22 protein-coding genes and 1 tRNA gene are annotated in these 24,522 nt (G+C 42.4%); 14 read left to right on the top strand and 9 right to left on the bottom strand.

The genetic code is table 11. The features are described 5' to 3' along the window. Positions 1 to 43: 43 nt before the first annotated feature. From H6G14_RS06560 to H6G14_RS06505, 12 genes are all read left to right on the top strand, one after another. On the top strand, positions 44 to 778 hold the full coding sequence (locus H6G14_RS06560) for a class I SAM-dependent DNA methyltransferase (RefSeq protein WP_190566292.1): 735 nt from the start codon (positions 44 to 46) through the stop codon (positions 776 to 778). A 57-nt stretch (positions 779 to 835) separates the two neighbouring features. Continuing rightward, entirely contained in the window at positions 836 to 1,030 is a 195-nt protein-coding gene (locus tag H6G14_RS06555; protein ID WP_190566291.1) for a hypothetical protein, read from the top strand. A gap of 206 nt (positions 1,031 to 1,236) precedes the next feature. Then, the gene (gene der, locus H6G14_RS06550; protein ID WP_190566290.1) at positions 1,237 to 2,598 is read left to right on the top strand and encodes a ribosome biogenesis GTPase Der; all 1,362 of its coding nucleotides are present in this window, start codon (positions 1,237 to 1,239) and stop codon (positions 2,596 to 2,598) included. A 120-nt stretch (positions 2,599 to 2,718) separates the two neighbouring features. Further along, complete coding sequence (locus tag H6G14_RS06545; RefSeq protein ID WP_190566362.1) at positions 2,719 to 3,648, top strand: energy-coupling factor transporter transmembrane component T family protein; 930 nt, start codon at positions 2,719 to 2,721, stop codon at positions 3,646 to 3,648. Between the two features lie 533 nt (positions 3,649 to 4,181). After that, on the top strand, positions 4,182 to 4,460 hold the full coding sequence (gene pipX / locus H6G14_RS06540) for a transcriptional coactivator PipX (RefSeq protein ID WP_010994661.1): 279 nt from the start codon (positions 4,182 to 4,184) through the stop codon (positions 4,458 to 4,460). Next, positions 4,457 to 5,125: a YggS family pyridoxal phosphate-dependent enzyme gene (locus H6G14_RS06535; protein WP_190566289.1), complete on the top strand. Its 669-nt coding sequence runs from the start codon at positions 4,457 to 4,459 to the stop codon at positions 5,123 to 5,125. Before pipX ends, H6G14_RS06535 begins: the two co-directional genes overlap by 4 nt. Before the next feature lie 372 nt (positions 5,126 to 5,497). Further along, positions 5,498 to 6,094, top strand: a complete 597-nt coding sequence (locus H6G14_RS06530) for a cell division protein SepF (RefSeq protein ID WP_011319648.1) — start codon at positions 5,498 to 5,500, stop codon at positions 6,092 to 6,094. 99 nt (positions 6,095 to 6,193) lie between these two features. Further along, positions 6,194 to 7,006 carry a pyrroline-5-carboxylate reductase gene (gene proC / locus H6G14_RS06525; protein WP_190566288.1) on the top strand — a complete coding sequence of 271 codons (813 nt, stop codon included), beginning with the start codon at positions 6,194 to 6,196 and terminating at the stop codon, positions 7,004 to 7,006. Positions 7,007 to 7,152: 146 nt separating this feature from the next. Beyond that, positions 7,153 to 9,834 carry a DEAD/DEAH box helicase gene (locus H6G14_RS06520; protein WP_190566287.1) on the top strand — a complete coding sequence of 894 codons (2,682 nt, stop codon included), beginning with the start codon at positions 7,153 to 7,155 and terminating at the stop codon, positions 9,832 to 9,834. Between the two features lie 132 nt (positions 9,835 to 9,966). Beyond that, positions 9,967 to 10,638, top strand: coding sequence for a hypothetical protein (locus H6G14_RS06515; RefSeq protein ID WP_190566286.1), 672 nt, complete (start codon positions 9,967 to 9,969; stop codon positions 10,636 to 10,638). 351 nt (positions 10,639 to 10,989) lie between these two features. Beyond that, the gene (hpsE, locus tag H6G14_RS06510) at positions 10,990 to 11,952 is read left to right on the top strand and encodes a hormogonium polysaccharide biosynthesis glycosyltransferase HpsE (RefSeq protein ID WP_242053364.1); all 963 of its coding nucleotides are present in this window, start codon (positions 10,990 to 10,992) and stop codon (positions 11,950 to 11,952) included. 350 nt (positions 11,953 to 12,302) lie between these two features. Beyond that, complete coding sequence (locus tag H6G14_RS06505; protein WP_199326074.1) at positions 12,303 to 13,406, top strand: polysaccharide pyruvyl transferase family protein; 1,104 nt, start codon at positions 12,303 to 12,305, stop codon at positions 13,404 to 13,406. A 150-nt stretch (positions 13,407 to 13,556) separates the two neighbouring features. Here the strand turns inward: H6G14_RS06505 and H6G14_RS06500 are convergent, their stop codons facing one another. The 8 genes from H6G14_RS06500 to H6G14_RS06465 form a co-directional block, all read right to left on the bottom strand. Beyond that, positions 13,557 to 13,811, bottom strand: a complete 255-nt coding sequence (locus tag H6G14_RS06500; RefSeq protein ID WP_190566284.1) for a TIGR03643 family protein — start codon at positions 13,809 to 13,811, stop codon at positions 13,557 to 13,559. Between the two features lie 27 nt (positions 13,812 to 13,838). Then, positions 13,839 to 14,519 (bottom strand): glycerol-3-phosphate 1-O-acyltransferase PlsY, encoded by a 681-nt coding sequence (plsY, locus tag H6G14_RS06495; protein WP_190566283.1) that lies wholly within the window; start codon positions 14,517 to 14,519, stop codon positions 13,839 to 13,841. Positions 14,520 to 14,599: 80 nt separating this feature from the next. Then, positions 14,600 to 16,783, bottom strand: a complete 2,184-nt coding sequence (locus tag H6G14_RS06490; protein WP_190566282.1) for a GumC family protein — start codon at positions 16,781 to 16,783, stop codon at positions 14,600 to 14,602. A gap of 275 nt (positions 16,784 to 17,058) precedes the next feature. After that, a complete protein-coding gene (locus H6G14_RS06485; protein WP_190566281.1) occupies positions 17,059 to 18,399 on the bottom strand; it encodes a polysaccharide biosynthesis/export family protein in 1,341 nt (446 codons plus the stop codon). A 44-nt stretch (positions 18,400 to 18,443) separates the two neighbouring features. Continuing rightward, on the bottom strand, positions 18,444 to 19,172 hold the full coding sequence (locus H6G14_RS06480; RefSeq protein ID WP_190566280.1) for a cyanoexosortase B system-associated protein: 729 nt from the start codon (positions 19,170 to 19,172) through the stop codon (positions 18,444 to 18,446). A 362-nt stretch (positions 19,173 to 19,534) separates the two neighbouring features. After that, positions 19,535 to 20,455, bottom strand: coding sequence for a cyanoexosortase B (gene crtB / locus H6G14_RS06475; RefSeq protein WP_190566279.1), 921 nt, complete (start codon positions 20,453 to 20,455; stop codon positions 19,535 to 19,537). A gap of 188 nt (positions 20,456 to 20,643) precedes the next feature. Then, the gene (locus H6G14_RS06470; protein ID WP_190566278.1) at positions 20,644 to 21,831 is read right to left on the bottom strand and encodes a DegT/DnrJ/EryC1/StrS family aminotransferase; all 1,188 of its coding nucleotides are present in this window, start codon (positions 21,829 to 21,831) and stop codon (positions 20,644 to 20,646) included. Positions 21,832 to 22,292: 461 nt separating this feature from the next. After that, positions 22,293 to 22,365, bottom strand: a tRNA-Val gene (locus tag H6G14_RS06465). Positions 22,366 to 22,458: 93 nt separating this feature from the next. Between H6G14_RS06465 and H6G14_RS06460 the strand changes: the two genes are divergently transcribed. Together H6G14_RS06460 and mazG are read left to right on the top strand one after the other, a co-directional pair. After that, the gene (locus H6G14_RS06460; protein ID WP_190566277.1) at positions 22,459 to 23,055 is read left to right on the top strand and encodes a metal-binding protein; all 597 of its coding nucleotides are present in this window, start codon (positions 22,459 to 22,461) and stop codon (positions 23,053 to 23,055) included. Positions 23,056 to 23,084: 29 nt separating this feature from the next. After that, a complete protein-coding gene (gene mazG, locus H6G14_RS06455; RefSeq protein WP_190566276.1) occupies positions 23,085 to 23,891 on the top strand; it encodes a nucleoside triphosphate pyrophosphohydrolase in 807 nt (268 codons plus the stop codon). Here mazG and H6G14_RS06450 read toward each other — a convergent pair. Beyond that, positions 23,881 to 24,444 carry a thioredoxin family protein gene (locus H6G14_RS06450; protein WP_190566275.1) on the bottom strand — a complete coding sequence of 188 codons (564 nt, stop codon included), beginning with the start codon at positions 24,442 to 24,444 and terminating at the stop codon, positions 23,881 to 23,883. The genes mazG and H6G14_RS06450 overlap by 11 nt on opposite strands. Positions 24,445 to 24,522: the final 78 nt, after the last annotated feature.

Raw genomic sequence — 24,522 nt, 5'->3', positions numbered from 1 at the left:
GTATACCGATGAGGTTATCAGCTGACTGCAAAGGAAAAAACCTATGGAGCAGACAGGCCCAAACTTCTATGATGATGAATCCGTTTTTGCCACGTATATGAGCCTCCGCCAACGTACAGATTCAGCTAACGATACGTTGGAAAAACCCGTGATAATGGATCTCATGCGACCTATTACTGGCCAACGTATCTTGGATTTGGGGTGTGGTGATGCGGCGATTGGACGAGAACTACTGCAAAACGGTGCAGCGAGCTATCTCGGTGTTGAAGGCTCCCATAAGATGGCTGCTGTTGCAAAGCAAACACTGATGGATACGACTGGAGAGGTTATTCTACAGGCGATTGAGAATTGGGCGTATCCCCACGCAGCATTTGATCTAGTTATCGCCCGACTATCCCTGCACTACATCGCCGATCTCTCGCCAATTTGCACCAATATTTTTTATGCACTCGCACCTAAAGGACGGTTTGTCTTTTCGGTTGAGCATCCTATGATTACATCATGCGACCAAGGCTGGACATCTGGAACACCACGCCAAAATTGGGTAGTCGATAATTATTTTACGACCGGACTGCGAGTCACGAACTGGCTCGGTGGTACAGTACAAAAATATCACCGCACGGTGGAAGACTACTTCCATCTCTTGCAAAAAGCTGGATTCATTATTGAGGATCTGCGCGAAGCTAGTCCACAACGGGAGAACTTTCACGATGTCAAAACATACGAGCGGCGATCGCGTATTCCTCTGTTTTTGATTCTTGCAGCACGTAAAAGTTGAGAAAAATCCTGTTACCTTGACAATATAAAGCAAACTTGAAAACCAGAGGAAAAAGTAGTGAGCCAATCTTCCTTAAACCGCAGATTAATCCAGCTTCTAGGCGTGATTTTAGGCATTGGTATAGCTATCTGGCTGCTAAGAGGCTTTGGTATTCTCACCTTTATTCCTGGTGGAGTAATTTTATTATTTTTTCTGGCGGCGATCGCACTCGGTCTAATTGCTTATGCTCAAAAAACTTGGTGGCGTTTTTAATATAGGGGTGTAGGGGTTTAGGGGTTTAGGGGTTAGAAAAAGAACAGTATTGATAAGGTATCTTGACTTAATTATTAGTTGTTTCCTCTACACCCTCACACCCTCACACCCTTACACCCTCACACCCAATTCCTAGCTAAATCAAAACTTAAAGTAGCTAAAATGTAGAGATGTGATATAGTATCTCTCTTACTTACCCTTGGTTTATGGGACTGCCAATTGTTGCAATTATCGGTCGCCCAAATGTGGGCAAATCAACCCTGGTTAATCGTCTCGCCGGGGAACAAACGGCGATTGTCCACGATGAACCGGGTGTGACACGCGATCGCACTTACTTACCAGCTTACTGGAGCGATCGGGAATTTCAAGTAGTAGATACAGGCGGTTTAGTCTTTAACGATGACACAGAATTCTTGCCCCTGATCCGCCAACAAGCATTAGCTGCGCTTCACGAAGCCAGTGCGGCTATTTTCGTTGTTAATGGTCAAACAGGCCCTAATTCGGCAGATGAAGAAATTGCCGAGTGGTTACGCCAACAACCAGTACCAGTCTTCTTGGCAGTTAACAAATGCGAATCCCCAGACCAGGGATCGATTCAAGCCTCTGAATTTTGGGAACTGGGACTAGGAGAACCTTACCCAATCTCTGCAATTCACGGCAACGGTACAGGCGAATTACTCGACGAACTAATTAAACACCTTCCTCCGGCTACGGAACTAGAAGAAAATAACGAAATCAAAATTGCCATTATTGGCAGACCAAATGTTGGCAAATCAAGTTTATTAAACGCTTTTGCTGGCGAGGAACGGGTAATAGTTAGCCCCATTTCCGGTACAACTCGTGATGCGATCGATACTTTTATCGAACGAAATGGGCAGAACTACCGCCTCATCGATACAGCCGGGATTCGTAAAAAGAAAAGCATTGACTATGGTACAGAATTCTTTAGTATTAACCGTGCTTTTAAAGCAATTCGCCGCGCTGATGTAGTTTTGTTGGTCATAGATGCCTTGGATGGTGTCACCGAACAAGACCAAAAGTTAGCAGGCAGAATTCTCGATGAAGGTAAGGCCTGTGTCGTCGTCGTCAATAAATGGGATGCCGTTGAAAAAGACTCTTATACTATCTACGACTACGAGAAAAATCTGGAAGCACGGCTACATTTTACAGAATGGGCAGACACTATCTATGTTAGTGCGGTCACAGGACAACGGGTAGAAAAGATTTTAGAGTTGGTGACTAAAGCCAACGAAGAACACAAACGCCGCGTTAGCACATCAGTGATTAACGAAGTCCTGGAAGACGCTGTTAGTTGGCACTCTCCTCCAACCTCTCGCGGTGGTCGCCAAGGGAGAATTTACTACGGTACACAAGTCAGCACCCAACCACCCACCATTGCCCTATTTGTGAATGAGGCTAAACGCTTTAACGACAACTACCGTCGTTACATCGAAAGACAATTCCGCCAACAATTAGGCTTTAAAGGGACTCCCATTCGCTTACTGTGGCGGAGTAAAAAAGTTAGAGATGTGGAAAGCGGTAGCGCCAATCGGGCAACTCGCGTTTAAGATTTGTCAATGGTCATTAGTCATAAGTCATTGGTCATTAGTCCTTAGTGTTTAGCTATGAACTGTTGACTATTGACTATGAACTATTGATTATGGACTATTGACTATGGACTATTGACTATGGACTTACTGCGATCGCTACCTTTAGGATTATACTTAGAACAACCGCAAACTTGGCTACATAAACTCGATCCGCGAGTCAAGTTTATCTGGTTGATGAGTTTTCTTACCAGCTATAGTTTTGCTAATAACCTCTGGCGTGTACTACTGGTAGCATTATTAATCCTTTTTACTGTAATTGCTAGAATACCCAGGCGGGTGTGGCAACAGCAGATGGGCTGGTTGTTAACATTATCATTTTTTGTGTTGGCGATCGCTGCCATTAGTCCTGATGGATTGGGTGTAGACTATCAATCACGCCTACCAGCTAACCCACAAGTTTTAACCCAGCCAGCCAATACAAATAATCCTGCCACAGCAACAGAACAATTAAAGAGTAGTAAAAGCTATACTTACGTGCTATTTCACAAAGGCCCAGTCAAAGTAACTCGTCGTTCTTTAGATTTAGCCGTGCGCCTAAGTACAATCATATTTACTGTTATTTACAGCACCAACTTATATCTTCTGACAACTGCACCAGAAGAAATTACATCTGGTATAGAAAGCCTCATGCAGCCTCTAAGACGATTCAAAATACCTGTAACCGAAATTACCTTGACTTTAACTTTATCCTTGCGTTTTATTCCCTTAGTCTTAGAAGAAGTGCAGAACTTAGTCCGTTCTGTGATGACTAGGGCGATTAACTGGAAAAAACTGGGCTTAAAAGGCGCGGTTAAAGTTTGGATGATTGTTGCCGAGAGACTATTAGAAAATTTGCTCTTGAGGGCATCACAAATGGCTAGTGCCATGATGGTACGTGGTTTTACCAGTCCCAACGAACATCGAGTCCCTTGGCACGACCTACGCTTAAAATTACGGGATTGGTTAGCGATCGCCTCTTTAACCGTATTCTGGGGAATCAGAGTAGTCTTTGGCAATCAAATTTCATAAAAGCAAGAGACAGGAGGTCAAGGGAACTGCGGAAAATAAATGTTGACTGTTAACGGTTGACTGTTAACTCAGCACTCCTTACTCCCTAATTTTTCCTAAAACTGTAGCAATGCAGACTGTTGTTAGGAACAGTTATTAGGAAAATGCGCCTGTGGGCTATTTTGCTCCAATGAATGATAATTATGGCAACATGGAGAGAAGTTAGAGTAAACAGCAGTATGAGACTCTGTGCCTACAACTTCAAAGGGCGCATCCCCATGTCACTGGACACCGCCAACAAACGCATCAGGGATTTTCAGCGTTGTCAATCATTTTCTTATCCCCCTGCTCCTTTGCAATTGCTTCTCTACCTCATCTGTTAGCATTGTCTACCTACAGCGATGAGATCAAGGTCTTTACAAGCTCCATTTAAGGGTAAAATTTGCTGATTCTCACCTGACTTTATGCAAATATTCCGGCACAAGAGGTATTATTGTCCGAATATTTGTCTTTCACTGCGAAAAAAATTATAGATTCTCCTACTCGATTGATAGATGAATCCAGAAAACTCGGAAACTTACATAAATCACCCTACTTGGGGTTTGCTATATCGGATCTGTATGGTTGATGAAAGCCAGGATCTGTTCACAACACTTTACGCTCAACGCTTATTCTTTCTAGTAGGGAATGACATTAAAGCTATAAAGTTTCAACCGATAGGACGCACTGAAGCGAGAATGTTGTTAGAAAATCGCTTGCGTAATTTGCGTCGCAATGGTCAATCACAGGAGTACGATCAGCTTCAGAGTGTTTTCCAACGCACCTTCCAATGATTAGTTCGATCAACGAACGTATTACTCAAATTCGGGCTTCCCTACCGCCTTCAGTCAGGCTAATTGCTGTCACAAAGCAAATGCCGACTGAAGTTATTCGTGCTGCTTATGCTGCTGGTGTCCGCGATTTTGGCGAAAATCGTATCCAAGAAGCTGCCAGTAAACAAGCCCAGTTGCATGATTTACCGGATATTACTTGGCACTTTATTGGGCATTTACAAGCGAACAAAGCCAAAAAAGCTCTAGAACAATTTCAATGGATTCATTCTGTAGATAACTTGAAACTAGCACAGCGTTTAGACCAATTAGCGCAACAGCTAGGAGTCAATCCTCAAGTTTGTCTACAGGTGAAAATCCTCCCAGATCCCAATAAGTCTGGTTGGAGTGTACCAGAACTGCTGCCAGATTTACCTGCACTCAACCAGTGTAAAACTTTACAAATTCAGGGTTTAATGACAATTCCACCTTTTGGCTTAAATGATGCGAAAATTTTTCATGTATTTAATAGCACTTCCAAATTAGCAAAAGATATTGCTGAACAAAATTGGGATCATATTCACATGGATCAGTTATCGATGGGTATGTCAGGGGACTACCAATTGGCAGTACAAGCTGGAGCGACAATGGTAAGATTGGGGACTATATTATTTGGTCAGCGTACTTAAGCAGTATTACTCCATTTTTTTTCTAGTATCAAATCGCCCTGGGTATGGGGTACGGTCAATTATTTTCTATACTAGTGTAATAAATTACAAGATTTTTACTGTAAACAAAAGTAAATAATCACGAGAACGCACTAAAAATAACTTTAGTCAACTTTCTTTCGGATAATTGTTGGGATATAATCTTGACTCAATTATTGTATCTAGGTTAATGTACAGGCGTTCCCAATAGCGTCAGTTCATTGCCAATAGCAGTAGTAGATGCTACAAATAGCGATAAAATTAGTAGGCTATTTGCCCTTTGTAGCTAGTTGAATAGTTACATCAACGATAAACCGGATAATTAGAGGCAATTTGCAGAAGGAGTGCAACTAAATGAACAATATATTTTCTAAACTGCGAGACTTTGTTGGTCTCAATGAGCAGGTAGAATACGAATACTACGAAGAAGAGGCAGATACAGATAACTACCAAAACCTGTATCAACAAGAAAATCCCCAACCAGCACCAGCAGAAGCTGCCCCAAACAATCGACGTTGGCGCGAACCCATGACTACAATGGGTGATGACGTAGCAACAGGAACAAAATCTGCGATGGGGAATGTGATTGGTATGCCAGGAGCAATTAACGGGATTTCTGAAGTATTGGTGCTTGAACCTCGTACATTTGAAGAAATGCCCCAGGCAATTCAAGCATTGCGCGAACGTAAATCAGTAGTGCTGAACTTGACCATCATGGACCCAGATCAAGCACAAAGAGCTGTTGATTTTGTTGCAGGTGGAACCTACGCGCTAGATGGACATCAAGAACGTATTGGCGAAAGTATCTTTTTGTTTACCCCCAGCTGTGTGCAAGTTAGCACCCAAGGTGGAGTTATTCATGAAGTACCCCAACCCCCAGCACGTCCAGCACGGCCAGCTTCAACTAATCCACCAGCTTGGGGCAACGAAACCAACCGGATGGCACAATAAAGTTAAATTAGTCAATAGTCCATAGTCAAGATTCCAGAGGTGCAAAATTTTTGACTATTGACTATTGACTATTGATTAACGAATAACGACTAACGACTAATGACTATAAAATTTGGTTTAATTGGTGGCGGGGTAATGGGAGAAGCGCTCTTATCCCGCCTTATTGCGCGGGGAATTTATCAACCATCAGAAGTCATAGTCAGCGAACCGCAAACAGCGCGACAAGCTTTTTTACAACAAAAATATCATGTGGCTGTGACCACAGATAACAGTTTGGTATTCACACAAGCTCAAGACGTTGTATTCTTGGCGGTGAAACCACAAGTGTTTAGTGCGATCGCTCAAGAATTAGCAGATACAGTATTCACAGACCATTCCCCTCTTGTTGTCTCTATTCTCGCAGGGGTGTCTTTAAGCCAGCTAGAAGCGGCGTTTCCCCAATCACCAGTCATTAGAGCCATGCCCAATACCCCAGCCACTGTAGGCGCAGGGATGACCGCTATCTGCTCCGGTGCATACACTTACGCCCAACACCAGAAATTGGCGCAACAAATTTTTTCGGCAGTAGGGGAAGTAGTGGAAGTTTCCGAAAGCTTGATGGATGCAGTTACTGGTCTTTCTGGTAGTGGCCCGGCTTATGTCGCTTTATTAGTAGAAGCCCTCGCTGATGGGGGAGTTGCATCGGGTTTACCTAGAGGAATTGCCAATCAACTAGCATTACAAACTGTGCTAGGAACAGCCCAATTATTACACGAAAGTAAACTCCACCCAGCTGAACTCAAAGACCGAGTTACCAGCCCTGGCGGTACTACCATCGCGGGGATTGCCCAACTTGAAAAAGCGGGATTCCGTTCCGCCTTAATTGAAGCCGTCAAAGCAGCTACATGGCGATCGCAAGAATTGGGAAAATAGTCCATAGTCTATAGTCCATAGTCCATATTTTGAATTTAGACTGTTGACCAATGACCATTGACTATTGACCATTGACTCTTAACTAATGTCGAAGTTGACAAAAGACTCGTTAATATAGTAAACAGTCTGGTTGAAAAATTAATTGAGTGAATTATCCCGCGCCGTCTCCCGAACTGGACTTAGGGTTGATATTTCCCTTTGATCTGGATCAGTTTCAAAAAGATGCGATCGCGTCCCTTAACGCGGGACGCTCTGTTGTCGTGTGTGCGCCCACAGGTTCGGGCAAAACTTTAGTAGGAGAATATGCCATTTATCGTGCTTTAGCACGGGGGAAGAGGGTGTTTTACACCACTCCCTTAAAGGCGTTATCTAATCAAAAATTACGTGATTTTCGTGAGAAATTTGGGTTTGAGCAAGTTGGACTGTTAACTGGTGATGCTTCCATCAACAGAGATGCGCCGATTTTGGTGATGACTACCGAGATTTTTCGGAATATGCTCTACGGTACACCAATCGGTCAAGTCGGTATCTCTCTTGTAGATGTGGAAGCGGTGGTGCTAGATGAGTGCCACTACATGAACGATCGCCAACGGGGTACAGTCTGGGAAGAGTCAATCATTTACTGTCCTCGTGGAGTACAGTTAGTGGCTTTATCGGCTACCGTTGCCAACAGTGACCAACTTACAGACTGGCTAAGTCGCGTCCACGGCCCCACTGATCTGATTTACTCTGATTTTCGCCCTGTACCCTTAGAGTTTCACTACTGTAATCCCAAGGGGCTATTTCCTCTGCTGAATGATAGCAAAACTAAAATTAATCCCCGTTTAGCCAATAGAGGTAAAAAACGGCAAGGGGATAGAGGCAAAAATGGCAGACCAGAAGCCCCCAGCATTATCTATACTTTGAATCACCTCCAACAAAGAGATATGCTACCGGCGATTTATTTTATTTTCAGCCGCCGGGGATGTGATAAAGCCGTAGCGGAAGTGGGGGATTTATGGCTAGTTAATAATGAAGAGTCCCAGATACTACGACGGCAAATTGATGATTTTTTAGCCCGTAACCCTGAAGCCGGTCGTTCTGGACAAATAGCCCCTCTTTATCGAGGTGTTGCTGCTCACCACGCCGGGATTTTACCAGCTTGGAAAGTTTTGGTAGAAGAACTATTTCAACAAGGGCTGATTAAAGTCGTATTTGCCACAGAAACCTTGGCAGCTGGTATTAATATGCCTGCCCGGACAACGGTTATTTCCACCCTATCCAAACGCACTGACACCGGACATCGCCTCTTAAACGCATCGGAATTCTTACAAATGGCGGGTAGGGCTGGCCGTCGGGGAATGGATAAGCAGGGTCATGTAGTGACGGTACAAACTCCTTTTGAAGGTTCAAAAGAAGCAGCCTATTTAGCCACATCCAAACCAGATCCCCTAGTCAGTCAGTTTACCCCTAGCTATGGCATGGTTCTGAACTTACTGCAAACCCACACTATAGATGAAGCCAAGGAACTGATCGAACGCAGTTTTGGGCAGTATATGGCGACTTTGCATTTAAGACCAGATTACGAAGAAATTGCGGCTTTAGAAGGGGAATTAGCCAAACTACAAGAGCAAATCAACGCCGTTGACGAAAATGACATCCTTATCTATGAAAAATTACGGCAACGGTTGAAAGTAGAACGTCAGCTATTAAAGACTCTACAGGAACAAGCCCAGGAGGAACGACAAGAACAAATTAAAATGCTCTTGGATTTTGCTGTTTTGGGAACGCTGTTGAGTTTGAAGGGTCAAAACATTAAAGTTTCCACGCCTATAACCGCAGTTTTAGTTGGTAAAACTTCCGGTTCTACTCAATCTGCTTGCTTAGTCTGCTTGGGACAAGATAACCGATGGTATGTTGCTACTACTGCGGATGTAGTTGATTTATACGCCGAACTTCCGCGAGTAGATGTGCCGCCAGATATCCTACCACCACCAGAATTGATGCTCAAACCAGGGCAATCCAGTCGTGGAGGTAAGGAAACAATGGCGATCGCTCAAAGTATCCCTGATCCTCAACAATCTCTGCATCTGTCCCCAGAGGTAGCCGAACAACTCAGCCGCACCGCCGCTATCCAAGCTCAATTAGAAGCCAATCCCCTGCATCAATCGGGTAATGTGTCCACGGTTTTCAAAGCCCGCGCTCGCTATGTGGAACTGGAAGCCGAACTCGAACAAGTACAGGCGCAAGTAGAACAGCAATCTCAGCGCTATTGGGAAGAGTTTCTCAATTTAATTACCATCTTGCAGCAATTCGATTGCTTGGATAATCTAGTCCCCACCGCACTCGGTCAAATCGCTGCCGCTATTCGCGGGGAAAATGAACTGTGGTTAGGTTTAGCTTTAGCTAGTGGAGAGTTAAATAACTTAGACCCCCACCATTTAGCAGCCACTATCGCCGCTTTAGTTACAGAAACTCCCCGTCCAGATAGCAGGGTTAACTTCAACCTTTCCCCAGAAATAGACGACGCTTGGTCAAGATTACAAAAAATTCGTCGCGCTGTCTTAAAAGTGCAGTATCGGCATGGTGTAGCCTTACCTGTAGGCTTGGAAAATCGCTATATTGGCTTAATTGCCCTTGTGGAACAGTGGGCTTTAGGAATCGAATGGGTTGAACTTTGCCAAAATACCACCTTAGATGAAGGTGATGTGGTGCGAATTTTACGCCGTTCTTTAGACTTATTATCCCAGATACCCCACGTTCCTAACTTACCCGATGTTTTACAGCGTAATGCCTACCGTGCCATGCAACTAATTGATCGATTCCCGGTGAATGAAGTTGTGGAGTAGGGGATGGGTAAATATTTAATTCTGTTAACTGTTGACAGTAACAAAACTTATTTGTTGTTGAGTGACGGGAAATCGGCAATAGGGAATTGTAGAAACTAAGAACGAAGTTATTTTTCTACGCCGAGGTGAATTGTGAACCCATCTCTTCCAGCCATTGCTACCACCTTAGCTTTACTACTGGGATATTCAGCTAACCCAGTAGTTGCACTACCAGATAACACTCATCAAAAGCTGACCATAGCCCAAACACCACAGTTAACAGATACCTTAATTGTCCCAGGGGAAAGGGTCGGCCCAGTGACACGCAAAACTACTAGGAGAGATTTAGCCAAAACTTTCGGTGCATCCCGCTTGGTTGATAAAACTATTGCTGGTGCTGAAGGTATAGGTAGTTTTGCGGCTACCCAAGTAAATCTCAATGGTGGACGTTCATTTTTGGTGGTCTGGAGCGATAAGACTCGCACTAAACCCTTAGATGTGCGCGAATTGGGTAGTGCATGGAAAACTCGTGAAGGTATTGGAGTCGGAACTCCTTGGAGTGAGTTACGCAATAAGTTAGGTAACTTTAAACTATATGGACTGGGTTGGGACTACGGCGGTACTGTTTTGTTAGAAAGTAGCAAGTTATCACGCTACCAAGGAAAATTGCTTGTACGGGTAGATGCGGCTACCAATGCTAGTGAGAGATATCCTAAGGACTACCAAGCAGTTTTAGGCGATAGTACTTTCTCTTCGAGCGATCGCCACTGGAAACCTTTGGGAATAAAGGTATCACAGGTAATTGTTATCCTCAATTCCAATTAATAAAACTCGCCCATACCTGAATCACTAGGTGACCCAATTTATCTCATTTTCCTCCACCTGATGGAAAAGTAGGCGATCGCTCTCACTTCTTACAGGGGCCATACATGAATGCCTACGTATTTGTAGCTATTTGACCAAAAATTTACCTGCTTTTAACTTAATTAATAGATTTAATGGGAAGATGTACTGATAGCTAGTTTGTAAAGAAAGCTTTAATAATATCAAGTCCTTACTAGGTAAGACTTTTAGCGAATAGGCGCTTTATAGCCCAAATCACTGAACTCTTACAACACAACTACTTTACTTACGTTTACAAATTAGCTTTCGATGTCTACCCTAAATCAAATAATCATGGTTAATTTTAGTGTAGCTATATGTACTTACAACGGAGCTAGCCGCTTACCCCTAGTTCTAAATAAGCTTAAAGAGCAAATTAATACAGAACAATTTACATGGGAAGTTATTGTTATCGACAATAACAGCACAGATAACACATCACAAGTTGTACATGAGTTCCAAGCAAACTGGCCTTTATTCTGCACTCTTAAATATTTTTTTGAACCAAAGCAAGGTTTAGCCTATGCCAGACAAAGCGCAGTAGAGAAAGCCAGAGGTGAATTTATTGGATTTCTCGACGATGATAATTTACCAACGGTAGATTGGGTAGCCTCTGCCTATGATTTTGGTTGTAAACATCCTCAAGCAGGCGCATATGGTGGTCGTATTCAAGCTAATTTTGAAAAGAATCCTCCCCACGACTTTAAAAAATTAGCGTTATTTCTCGCAGTAATTGATCGTGGAGCCAATGCTTATATTTACGAACGACGTAAAGGTGTACTTCCACCAGCAGCAGGATTAGTAGTTCGTAGAGAAGTCTGGTTAGAAAATGTACCTAGCCAACTATTTTTAGTCGGTAGAGTTAAAAAATCTATGCTGGCAAGCGAAGATTTAGAAGCGCTTGTACATATCCAAAATGCTGGTTGGGACATCTGGTATAATCCCGCAATGCTTATGTATCATCAAATACCTCACTGGCGACTAGAAAAAAATTATCTAATGTCGTTAGTGCGTGGTATTGGATTAGCGAGACACCACATCCGTATGCTGCGTCTGCAATCCTGGCAAAGACCATTGTTTTTTATCATCTATTTAATCAGTGATGTCCGGCGTTTAATGATTCATTTATGGAAGCATAAAGGGAATATTAACGATAATTTAGTTGCAAGTTGTGAGTTAGAGTTTCTTTTAAGTAGCCTTGTTAGTCCATTTTATCTTTTATGGATATATAAAAATAAGGAAAAAAGTTATTCTTAATGTATGCACTTGCTTGTTAGGGGTTACAGCAGTATTTTTTTCTTAAGAACAAAGATTGAATTCATAAAGGTAGCCCTTGACAAGCAAAACATTAGTGCAAATGTTTGATTTTGTTAAATCTACTTGTTTAGACAAACAAGATCATAGGGTTTATGGAAGTAGATAATTATGTTCTTCTCCAGAATGGATATGCCTAAATAAGCTGGCTTTATATTTTCTAAGTTTTATGGAATAGATGCAGCAGAGTTTATAGAAATATAAGATTTTTTGACATCTTTAAATTAGGCGAATCTGTAAAAAAGTTTTTTGAACAAAAGTTTTTTGAACATAAGAAAATAACAAGTTAAAATATGATGAGTCTCTCTAGCGCAGAAACAATTAGAGCATCTCTTCACAATGCTTTAGGAAAAATAGAAAGTTTTAAATCGTGTGCGTTACTTGATTATCCAGATCATCCTAATATAGGAGATCATTTAATATGGCTTGGTGGGGTAATTTATCTGACCAATGTCATGAAAACCCAGATTAAATATACTTGTAGCCTACATAATTTCTCCCCAAAAACGTTGGAAGATAATATTGGTAAATCACCCATAGTGTTTCATGGAGGTGGTAATTTAGGAGATTTATGGACTGAACAACAAAAATTTAGAGAAGGGATTATTTCCAAATACCGCGATCGCCCGATTGTTATTCTACCCCAAAGTTTATATTTTAGGCATGAGGTTAACTTAATAAAAACAGCGAATATATTTAATTCTCATCCTAATTTAACTATATTTCTGCGTGATGAACGTAGTTATAAAATAGCAAAAGAAGCTTTTGATAAGTGCCAAGTCTTTAAGGCACCTGACATGGCTTTTCAGATGACGGACTTACAAGATATTTTCCATATTCAAAATACTAAATCATCAATATTGTATCTTTCTAGAAAAGATAGAGAAATCAATCAAAAGCAATCAGAGAATATTTTTGATTTGCCTAATTTAGTAGTTGAAGATTGGATTGCCTATGAATGGAAGTTTGGACATCCTACAAAAAAATTAGCCAAGTACGTTTCTACTTTATATAGGGAAGTATGGGAAAGGGGGCTAGCTACTCCAATTGAATGGAATTCCCGACAAAAATGGCAAAATTCGTATCCATATGAAGTTGATTTCAATCATGTATATCAACCATCCATACATCAACTATCATGGAGTTTGATGCACAGTGGCGTTTATCAATTAAAGCAACATAGACTAGTTATAACCAATCGCTTACATGGGCATATTATTTGTGTCCTTTTTAATATACCTCATGTCTTTTTGCCAAACAGCTATTACAAGAATGAGGCTTTCTACGAAGAATGGACAAAAGAAATTCCTGATTGCAGGTTTATTAAGGATACTTCTGAAGTAAAAATTGCTGTTGAAGAGTTATTAGCGTCAAGTACTGGTAAAACAATCAATTGATATGGCTGTTGACAGTTGACAGTTTTCAAGGCTTTGTATGGTCAGGGTTTTGTCTTAGCTTGATGTCCTAATGACTTCAAAAATGTGATGTAGTGATGATTCTACTCTATGAGAATCAGCACTACGTGAGTCTATCAGTCTGGACAAAAATTACGTTTTTTGATTATCTGACTTAAATCTACCTGCAAGAAAATCTCGTTTACCTAAATGCTTGGTTTGACGTTTAGTAACTCGCTCTCGCCACATCCGAAAACTTGATTCTTTCATTTCGCGTCTCATGAGGGCGATTACCTGTTTCTCCAACAGCCCAAATTGAGCTTCAATTGCTTCAAAAGGAGTTCTGTCTTCCCAAGCCATTTCAATAATGCGATCTATAGTTTCCGTATCTAATTCTGGTAGTTTCATAATATTGAGAATGGGAAAAAGCCATATTTAAGCACTCTGTTCTGTTTCTGTTGTGAGTTTCTGCCCAATTTTTGGTTCTGTACCTGCAAGCAAACGTTCGATATTACTCCGGTGACGCAAAATAACATACAAGCCACCAGCGATACCAAACAAAATGTAAGGTAAGGGTTGCTGTAAAAGCACCATCACAATAGAGACAGCGATCGCCCCCATGATGGAACTGAGTGATACAATCCGTGATATTGCTACCACAACAGCAAATACACCAAAGGTAGCCAAACCCACCTGCCAATTCATGGCTAATAAAATTCCTAAACTGGTAGCAACAGATTTACCGCCTGTAAAGCCTAAGAAAATTGATTTACTATGTCCTAAAATGGCGGCGATACCTGCTAGAGTCACTAACCAAGGTTGCCACAATTCAATATCTACTGTTGTAGGAATCAAATTTTGACTTGTGGCAAAGGTAAACAAATAGTAAACTAAAGCGATCGCCAATACGCCTTTTAAGCAGTCAAGTCCTAAAACGAATGCTCCTGCCCCTTTACCCAAGGTTCTCAAAACATTGGTTGCTCCCGTGGAACCCGAACCCACTTCACGGATATCAATCCCCTTCAATTGTTTGACAGCAATATACCCCGTAGGAAAAGAACCCAACAGGTAAGCCACCACTACCACTGCACCGCATAAACTCAACCACAAGCCCATAATCGATTCACCACAATTGATAGTCTATGGTCTATAGTTTACACTCCAGCAGTTTTTGAGTCATGACTTTTACATCAAGGCTAGTTATTGCTGACACCAACGGAAATTTCTGATTCTTCATCTCTTGTCCGTTCTTCCCCAGAAACCGAATCGGAGAATTCAGCCGAGGGTGGTAAGGAAACAGTAATATCAGCCCCGTTGATAATAACTCCCACTAGTCCTAGTTCTGCTTCCACTAGTTGATCAATGGCTTCCGCCATCATACTGTCCTGTGTATAGTTAACTCGTGATACGAGTACTATGCCATCACTGTAGGGTTGAATTAACAATGGATCGTTAGATACACTTAATGGGCTAGTATCTAAAATAACTAAGTCATAACGTTCCCTCACATCTTCCATCAGCCGCCGCATTTCGCTAGATTCTAAAATAGCAGCAGATTGACGCACAGGCCCAGGGCTAGGGATGATGTATAAATTTTCGACTTCAGGAACTAAGCGAATACATTCACTTAAGCTGCCATAATAACGCAGGGGTTCAAGTGTGGCATCCTCGTCGGCGGAGACTCTCAAAGAGGTGGAACGTGAAGGCGATCGCAAATCTGTCTCGATGATCAAGGTTCTTTTGCCAGCGCGGGCGGAGGCTATACCCAGGTTGTAGGCGCTGGTTGTTTTACCTTCCTGGCTACTAGTACTAGTCACCAATACCACTTTTAAGTTTCTGCCACCAATCCGCCTTAAGTTACTGCGTAATTTCTCATAAAACTCTAGGTACAGAGAATCTAGAGAAAGGATGACAGGTAGGGCTTCTGGTGGTAAGTCATCCACTGGCAATACAGGTATTTCTCCCAACATTGCCACATCCCGTTGTTTGAGGCTGTCTCTGATAGCTTCTCTGGTGCGGAGTGTTCCTTCCAAGGAACCTAGTAAGAAAATCACCCCACCACCAACTATCAATCCTAAGAAACCACCTACACCCAAGGTTAAAGGTACACTTTTGGCTTTCTTGGCATCAGCCCCCACCACAGGGGGTTGAGCAATGCTAAAGCTACTCACAGTCTCTGCTTCGGCTGTTTGAGCATCCGTTAGCTTGGCTTGCATTTGATCATAAACTGCTTTCTTCAGCCCTACTGCTTGTTCCAAGCGCGATCGCTCTAATTGTTTGTTGGGTATTTGGGAATATTCTTGCCGCAGTCGGATTTCGTCTCGTATTTGCTGGGCTAATTGTTGTTGTAGGGTTTCTTTTTGCGTTTGCAGAGCTACCATCTGGTTAGCTAGCTGCTGTCGGGCTGGATCTAAACTACTTTGGGCGCGGATACCACTAATATTTGTTGCTAAGGGTGCTGCTGTACCACCACCGCCAATTACTTCCGCCGCCCTTTGTTGGAGTAATTCTTCAGATGCTTGTTTTTGACGCTGCAACTGAATCATATTTGGGTGTTCTGGGCGCAAATCTTTACGAAGTAAAGCGATTTGTGACTCTGTCTGATAAATTTGCGATCGCAAGCTGGCGATAATGGGATCGGCACTCAACGCCGAAGAAACATAAGATTGACCGACATCTAAACCCAACTTATCTTGCAAACTAAAAATCTGCGCCTCAATTCCCGTAATAGTTTGGCGAATCACCCGTTGCTGATTTTGGCTACCAGTAACAGCACCAAGTAAACTACCATTTTCTGCGGCTAATATAGCAGGTCGTTCTATGCGATCGTACTGTTCCAATCTTTTTTCAGCTGCTTGTAGCTCAGACCTTGCTTGCGGTATGCGTTCATTAATTTTGCCAATAATAGCTTTTAGTCGCCCAGTGTTAATATCACTACTGAGCTTGACCATTGCCTGCATCAGCTCCAGCAATACTTCCTGCGCTCGCTTGGGATCACTATCTCTATATGCCAGAGAAATGACATTAGATTCTAGTTCTCCAGTCCGGGAGTTTCTTCTCGGCGGTGTAATGGCTACGCTGGAAGCAATTCTTCTGGACGGGATCTTCACCTTTGCCGATACATTATCAATCACTTGATCTGATAACAGTACTTCCTGGTTTAATTCCTGACCTTGTTGCTGAATTTCGCTACCTGTCGTAGAAAATGATACTGGGGGTCGAGAATATGTCAGTGTGCCGCTTGCTGTATAAGTAGGTGCCGGTTCTGGTTGGATAGCCACCACTGTTGACCCCGCTACAACTAAAGCAAAGCTGGCTACTCCAATCCATTTATATTTTTCAAAAGCAATAATATAGCTCTTAACAATTGGTGGGGTCATAAAAGAGACATATAAAATTAATGAAAATTTATGCGGTCAATCAACAAAATATTGTCACACTTAGTAGCTATTATTCATCATTCATGATTCATAAGTCACCTGATTCACTTAATTCTTTATTTTTTGACATCAGTATCAATGCGATCGCGTGCAAAAAACACTCTACTTTTGTGGAATCGAGAAATTGAATCACTTAATTCATGTATCCAGTATCAAGATGAAATTTTTGTTTCCCCAATTTCCCCAGCAATAGATATTTTTTTAACATTTCCTGACTACCTACTAAAGGTATCAAAAAAGTTGAGAAATGAGCGGACATTAAAGAATGGTTGGGTAATAGTACTGAGAAAATTTGTAATCCTGCCAATCAAGTTTCGTCCAACTACAATAACATCATTATCTTGTAGTGGCACATTCTGAGATACATCGCCTTCTAAAGCCTTTTTCCCATCTAGTCTTTGTGTAACTGCCTTGCCACGTTCCGGGTCAAAGCGGACTAAAGCAATATCCCTGACGTTAGCAGTATCAAGATTAATTCCACCTAGTGCATCTATAAAAGTACTCCCATTAGGCAAAGCTTGAGTTACAAGACCACCAGCCGCATAATTCAATACTCTGACTCTAATTTGTGGTGTCGCCAAGGTTGAACGGGCTACTAAATTGCGGTCATAACCGTCGTCTGTGCCGATTTCACGACGGGGAATAATTAGCGCATCCCCATCTTGCAAACGTAAACTAGGTATTGAGCCATCATTTTGCAATGCTGCATATAAATCAACTGTTTGCGAAATTGCCGAACCATCAACTAATCGCCGACGTACTTGTACTTGGCGCAAATCTGCGGCAATGGTGGAACCACCTGCTACCTGCAAAGCATCGCCAATTCGCGGTAGTCCGGCATTCAAGTTATAAATACCTGGTCTGAAAACTTCCCCACTAATACTGATTTGTACTGGCCGTGGGCTGGCTAAGGTCACAACAAAAAGCGGATCATTAAGAATCTGGCTCAAACTCAAGCGGATTTTTTCTTGTGCTTCTTCCAAACTCAAGCCTTGTACAGATACAATTCCTACTTGTGGGACAACAATATTGCCTTCTGCGTTCACTTGGGCTTGAAAACTTGCATCTGGACGCTGTGCAGACAAAGACAAAACCACTACAGGATTAATCACAAACCGATTCAGCAAAGAACGAATCTTTTCTTGTGCTTCTAGCAAGGTTAAACCTTGTAGGGAAACAGTCTCCAGTAGCGGCACTATAATATTACCTTCTGGATTAATTGCTGCTTGAAAACTCAAATCTGGAAAGCGTTGCACCACGACGCTAACTGCATCTCCCGGCCCCAAGCGGTAAGCACCAGGCGGACGTTGAAATGTCACGTTGATTACATCACCTGGCCCCAATAAGTAACGGGTAAATTGGGGAGAAGTTTCGTTATTGGGATTCTGGGGTACTGCTTCCGTCTCCGGTAGAGGCGTAGGAAATATTTGCCCAGAAGGAGGTAAAGTTTGAGCAATTACAGGCTGAAAGGGCGTAGCTAATAAAACCCCTACCTGTACACTTACAAGTGATAAAGCGCAGAATGCACGCATATAATCATTGAAAACTATTAACATCGTTGAATTCAGAATATACCGCAAGGAGTAGCTGCCATTATGAACTAATTTTGAAATGGCCCGCCCATCAATGTGGATTGTACTGTTTCGCCTATAGACTTGGCTAATGGCCAAGTAGTTTCCACTTGACCTAAAGGTTCCATTGGAATAAGAATACTCACAGCTACCCACGGAGCGCGAGTTTTTTGCAATTGTGCTAACTGATCCGCCAGAAACCAGCGAAATGGGGATGAATAGCCACCATTGGGTAAGGCATACCATTGCAAAACTGCAAAGGTTTCCTGATCCGTAGAAGCCCGAAAAAACGTCGCTTCTACTGGAATTTTTCCATTTTCTGTGGAATTTGCAGGTTTTGTGGCAGTAAATTGAGCAGAACGTGATTGTGCTACGTCCCATTTCCCCCAACGTAATTTTCCCCAACCACTAACATCTGTCCACTCTACTTCTGGTTGATTTCTGGGGCCGTTTTGTGGCAGTAACAGCAATAGTGCCTGATTGTTGGAGTCTGCTTGCTTAATAATCTGCAAAGACCATTTATGCTGGCCAATAACTTGCTCTATTTGATTAACAGTTTGCCAGCCAGGAAGATTTAAGCCTTTATTCCGTATTTCTCTCAATTCTTTGAGATTGGCAATGGATGGTGGTTGTTTCCACTGCCAACGTCCGCTTAGATAGCCAGGTACCGCTCCCACTGTCAATAGTAGTAGGAATAACAACAGCACTACTAAAGTGTTTAAGTGCTTGTGTTTGAGAAATTTAGATAAAGGGATCATTAGTAAAAATTGCTATATTTACGCAAAATTTTACTGGAAAAAATGACACTATAGGTTCAGTAAAATCGTCAGTCTATCTACGTTTATACCCTAGAATCTGTACAGTAAATTTATTAACTCTGTCCAAGTATGTGAAGTCTTGGTAAATTTTCTCTGCTAGATACCCAGAATTTACTTATAGATTAATACGGTTCAGATAAGCAGGAGAAACAGGGGAACTAGGGGAGGCACTGCGTTGGACGCATTTCCCGGCAGTCACGCAAGTGACTTTGGACATTGCCCACCCTACTGGGTACTTGGAAAACATCCCAAAATTTGGGACGAGTTAATTTTTCATTTAAAGACCCAATCCCCAGTCACTTTTAATCGCTAATCTCAGGTGGGATTAGCTGGCTTTCTCCCTCCATTCCGCTCTCTAGGGGTGTGGAGAAATAATCACTCATCCGATTTAAGATGGGTATTAAAGATAACAGCATCAAAGCAGAGTAGAGGTCGCCTCCCCAGCTATCGTGTAGCCATTTAAAAGCTGCATCTTGGCCTGTGCCATGAAAAAAGCTAAGTATGGTGTTACGGATGATATTAGCAATGACACTAATAAGAACAGCAGTCGATAAAAACCAAACAGTTGTGCGGCGAGAAGATAAATTATCCGTCCAATAAAGCAGCATCAAACAAACATAGATAGTCGTGAATAACATCTTTAAACCTGCACAGTAGGGAGCTACTTCAACTATTCTGCCGGATACGTAAATATTGATACCATCAACAACTGCATCCATACCAAACTGGTTGAGAATGAAACCAGCTGTACCTGCAATAAAGCTTTGCAAAGGAAAAGTATAAGGAGCTATGAGATAAGGCATAGCTGTTGGGGTAGCTAAAAATAGCAGTAGTAAGGGAAAGCCTTGTAATTTCAATCCAGGAAAACCCTTGAACCACAAGCACAATCCTGCCAAGATTGCGGGTAAGGAGAGATTCACCCATTCGGTAACACCAGTCAAATAAAACACTGCCCCAATTACGAGTAAAGTTGCTCCTAAGGGATGGGTTTTATTGGGTAGACGTTGCCACTGTTTGCGGTTACCCCAACTCAGATAAGCAGCAAATGGGATGCCGATAATGCCATGGCTAAAATATTCGTGTTCTGTGCTGATGGTTTTATACAGCCAACCGTTTAACCAATGTAGTAAAACAGGAGCATATAGCAGGGCTAAAAGACCTAAAATGCCTATGCCTAATAATTGATCCGTGTTTCGGGTTCTAATCTGTTGCTGAAGTGCCATAAGCGTAAGCAGTTCAAATTTTAAGTGTTCAAAAAATCAGAATATATAAGTTGATCAACTCTCTTTGAGGGAGTTCAAAATTAAGGGTACCATTGGTAATTAGTAATAGGTAATTGGTAATTATGAAAACACCAATTACTTATTACGATATAACTTTGTGAGTCTTTAAAGAAATGCAGCACTGGAACTTATGCTACTTTACTTTCCTGAGTAGTAGATGCTGGTTTTTCGGGAAAATCTCCTACTGCTTTGGCTATGGCTGCTACAACTTCTCTAATTTGGCTTTGGTTCAAACCAGGGTACATCGGTAAAGATAATATTTGCTTGGCTAGTTTTTCTGATTGGGGAAAATCTCCAGGTTTATAGCCTAAATTGGTGAATGCTGGCTGTAAATGACAAGGAATCGGGTAATGGATGCCGGTTTGAATCCCCACGGCTGTCAGTTGTTCTTGGATGTGCTGACGTTCTACTGGACAGGAATCATCAATTTTAATCACATAAAGATGATAAACATGACCTGTACCACTCTGGTTTTGCATGGGGATAATACCAGCAGATGCTAGTGGTGCTAATTCTAGATCGTATGTTTGGGCAATGGTGAGGCGATCGCTATTCCATTGCGGTAAATGAGGTAGTTTTTCTAGTAATACTGCGGCTTGTAAGGTATCCAGACGGCTGTTTGTACCGAGTTCGATGTGAACATACTTTTGGGATGAACCGTAATTGCGTATACGGGCAACTTTACTGGCTATATCTGCATCGCTAGTGAGTAATATTCCCCCATCACCCAATGCACCTAAATTTTTACTGGGATAAAAACTGAAAGCGGCGGCTGTCCCTACAGAACCAGCTTGATATCCTTCTCTATGGGCTAGGTGCGCCTGGGCTGCGTCTTCAAAGATTAACACCTTGTGAGTTTGGGCAAAATCTATTAACTTTTGGGGTGATACCATCTGTCCATACAGATGAACAGGAATAATCGCTTTAGTATTGGCGGTGACGGCTTTGGCTGCTGCTTCTAAGTCAATTAAGGCTGTTAGGGGGTCGCAATCTACGAGAATGGGTGTAGCTCCCACTTGGAGAACACCAATTAGTGTGGCGACAAAAGTATTAGCGGGTAAAATCACTTCATCACCAGGGCCTATATTACAGGCTTTTAAACCCAAGGCGATCGCATCAGTTCCCGAAGCTACACCCACCCCATAACTCACTCCTGAGGCGGCTGCAAAGGCGGACTCAAACTCGGAAACTGCTTTGCCTAAGATAAAGTCTCCCTGTTGCAATACTTTCTGAATTGCTTGCTGTATCTGATTTTCGATTGGCTGGTGTTGTAACTGCAAATCGACAAAAGGAATTTTTATAGTCGTTTTACTCATTGCTAGTTAGCCTCAAGAATAAATACTAGTAATTTATCTAGTTCTAATATGATGTATTTATTACATAACAGCCAATGAAGAAAAACTATATCATTCCAGATTCATCAATTTTTTATGAATTCTGCACTTAAATAAATCTATTTAAGTGTTAAGGAGGAATAGAGACTGTCTTTGACGGCAGATTTAAGTCCATCTGACGCATTTCACACACGACTCATTTTGTGTCTTATCTTACCTTACTTAGATACCGATTCTTAGCAGTGCTAGCGATCGCCCACTACGAGAGATAAATGACCAACGGATAAAACGGACAAAAGAAAAAAGTGGTTCGGGTTTGTTATGGGCTTCAAAAGCTGGAACCGTAACTTTGCTGCATTCTATTGGAACTATAAGCTTGCCGTTGCAGCAAAGTTATGGGTAAGGTTACAAAAAAGCCGCCACGGGGACGGCTTTCTTATATATGGGCAGTACCAGACTCGAACTGATGACATCCTGCTTGTAAGGCAGGCGCTCTACCAACTGAGCTAACCGCCCGTTCATTTCAATAACAATCAATATAGCAAAATATTTTGAATCGCGCTAGTATTTTGAGGAAATTTTTTTTAAGTATTTTTGAGAAGCTTGTAAATGCCCTCTGGTCGGACGCACGATCGCATTACTTTATGGGCGTTGCCGTTGGTGGCTGGTCTGACTTTCTGGCAGACTCGTTCTGGCAATGTCACTTTGTTGGTGGCTGGTGGGTTTATGTTTGGCGGGTTGATGTTCGGCCCTGATTTAGATATTTACTCGCGTCAATATCAACGTTGGGGTTTTTTGCGCTGGATTTGGCTACCTTATCAAAAAAGTCTTCGTCATCGTTCTTTTCTATCCCACGGGCCTCTGATTGGGACAACACTACGGGTTGTCTATCTCAGTAGCTTGTTGGCTATATTGACGGTTGTGATTTTGGCAGTTGCTGATAAGCTCTGGAATGTGACTGTGACATGGCAGGATGTAGAGGTGACAGTGGGGCGATCGCTCGTTAGTTACAGCATGGAATTCTTCGCTTTATTTTTGGGTTTGGAACTGGGGGCGATGAGTCATTCTCTCAGTGATTGGGGCGGTTCGGCTTACAAACGTTTCCGTAAGCAGGGGGTTCGGGGAATACTTCCTAGTAGCAAAATTAAGAAACGTAAGGTGACGAGTCGTCGGTCTACTGGCGGGAGAAAAAATCAAAAACGGTAATACTGGGAAATGCACAGGTATAAGGAGTTATGGAAGCAAATCATTTGGCAGCTTTGCAAGAATTAATTGAGGTGGTGGCAAAGTTGCGATCTCCTGATGGGGGTTGTCCCTGGGATTTGGCACAAACACCCCAAACCCTGACACCTTATGTAATTGAGGAGGCTTACGAGGTTGTAGATGCCATTAAGAGTGGAGATCAGGAGGCGATCGCTGAGGAGTTGGGTGATTTATTATTACAAGTAGTTTTACAAGCCCAAATCGCTAGTGAGTACGGGCAATTTTCTCTGCAAGACGTTGCCCAAGGTATTACCCAAAAGTTAATTCGTCGCCACCCTCATGTATTTGGTGATGTGTCGGTTAATAGTGTAGATGAGGTACGGCAGAACTGGGAACAAATCAAGGCAGAGGAAAAGGGCGAACCATCAGAAGAAAGTCAAAAACTGAGTACAAAACTGAGTCGTTATGGACGTACCCTACCCCCACTCACAGCCGCCATGAAAATTTCCCAAAAAGCTGCGGCTGTGGGTTTTGAGTGGGAGAATATTGATGGTGTTTGGGCAAAATTCCATGAAGAGTTACAGGAATTTCAACAAGCTTTAGCCGAGGAAACACCAGAACGCCAACAAGCCGAATTAGGTGATTTACTATTTGCGGTGATTCAGTTAGCCCGTTGGCATAATCTTGACCCTAGCGAAGGATTGCAAGGCACAAATCAGCGATTCGTCCAACGGTTACAAAAAATGGAGGCGGTAGTTGATCGCCCCCTTTCTGATTACAGTTTGGATGAGTTAGAAACTCTCTGGCAACAGGCTAAAGCCCAACTTGCTAAAGAGTAGACTTCCATTTAATATTGCAACCAATACTCGGTTTTTGCTCGCCAATGACAGGTTTACCCGCCAGTACCGCATCAATGGCGGCGCGTAAATCTGCACCAGTTACAGGTTTACCGTTGCTAGGACGGCTATCATCTAATTGTCCTCTGTATGCTAGTTGGCGATCGCTATCAAAGACAAAGAAATCAGGGGTACAAGCAGCAGTATAAGCCTTGGCTGTCTCCTGTGTTTCGTCGTAGCAAAAGGGAAATTGCCAACCTAGTTCTATTGCTAAGGCTTTGAGAGATTCAGGCGCATCATCTGGGTAATTTTTTACATCGTTGGCACTGATGGCGACGATTCCTAAATCGCTTGTGGCATAATCCTGGCCTATTCGTGTTAATTCATCTTGAATATGCTTCACAAACGGACAATGCCGACAAATAAACATTACTAATAAAGCTTTTTTATCGGCAAAGGTAGAAAGAGAGATGGTTTTGCCAGATACTACGTCTGGTAGATGAAAATCTGGCGCTTGTGTGCCGATAGGCACCATTTTAGAAGCGGTTAAAGCCATAGTTCACCCGGTATCTTGATTTTGACAACGGCTCTTGCTGTTTGTCACAGTCAAAATAACATGAAATACCTCATAAAT

The sequence above is a fragment of the Nostoc parmelioides FACHB-3921 genome (assembly GCF_014696625.1).
Taxonomy (GTDB): Bacteria; Cyanobacteriota; Cyanobacteriia; order Cyanobacteriales; family Nostocaceae; genus Trichormus; species Trichormus parmelioides.
Note: the sequence above shows the minus strand (reverse complement) of the source record. Positions and strands in the feature narration are given on the sequence as shown.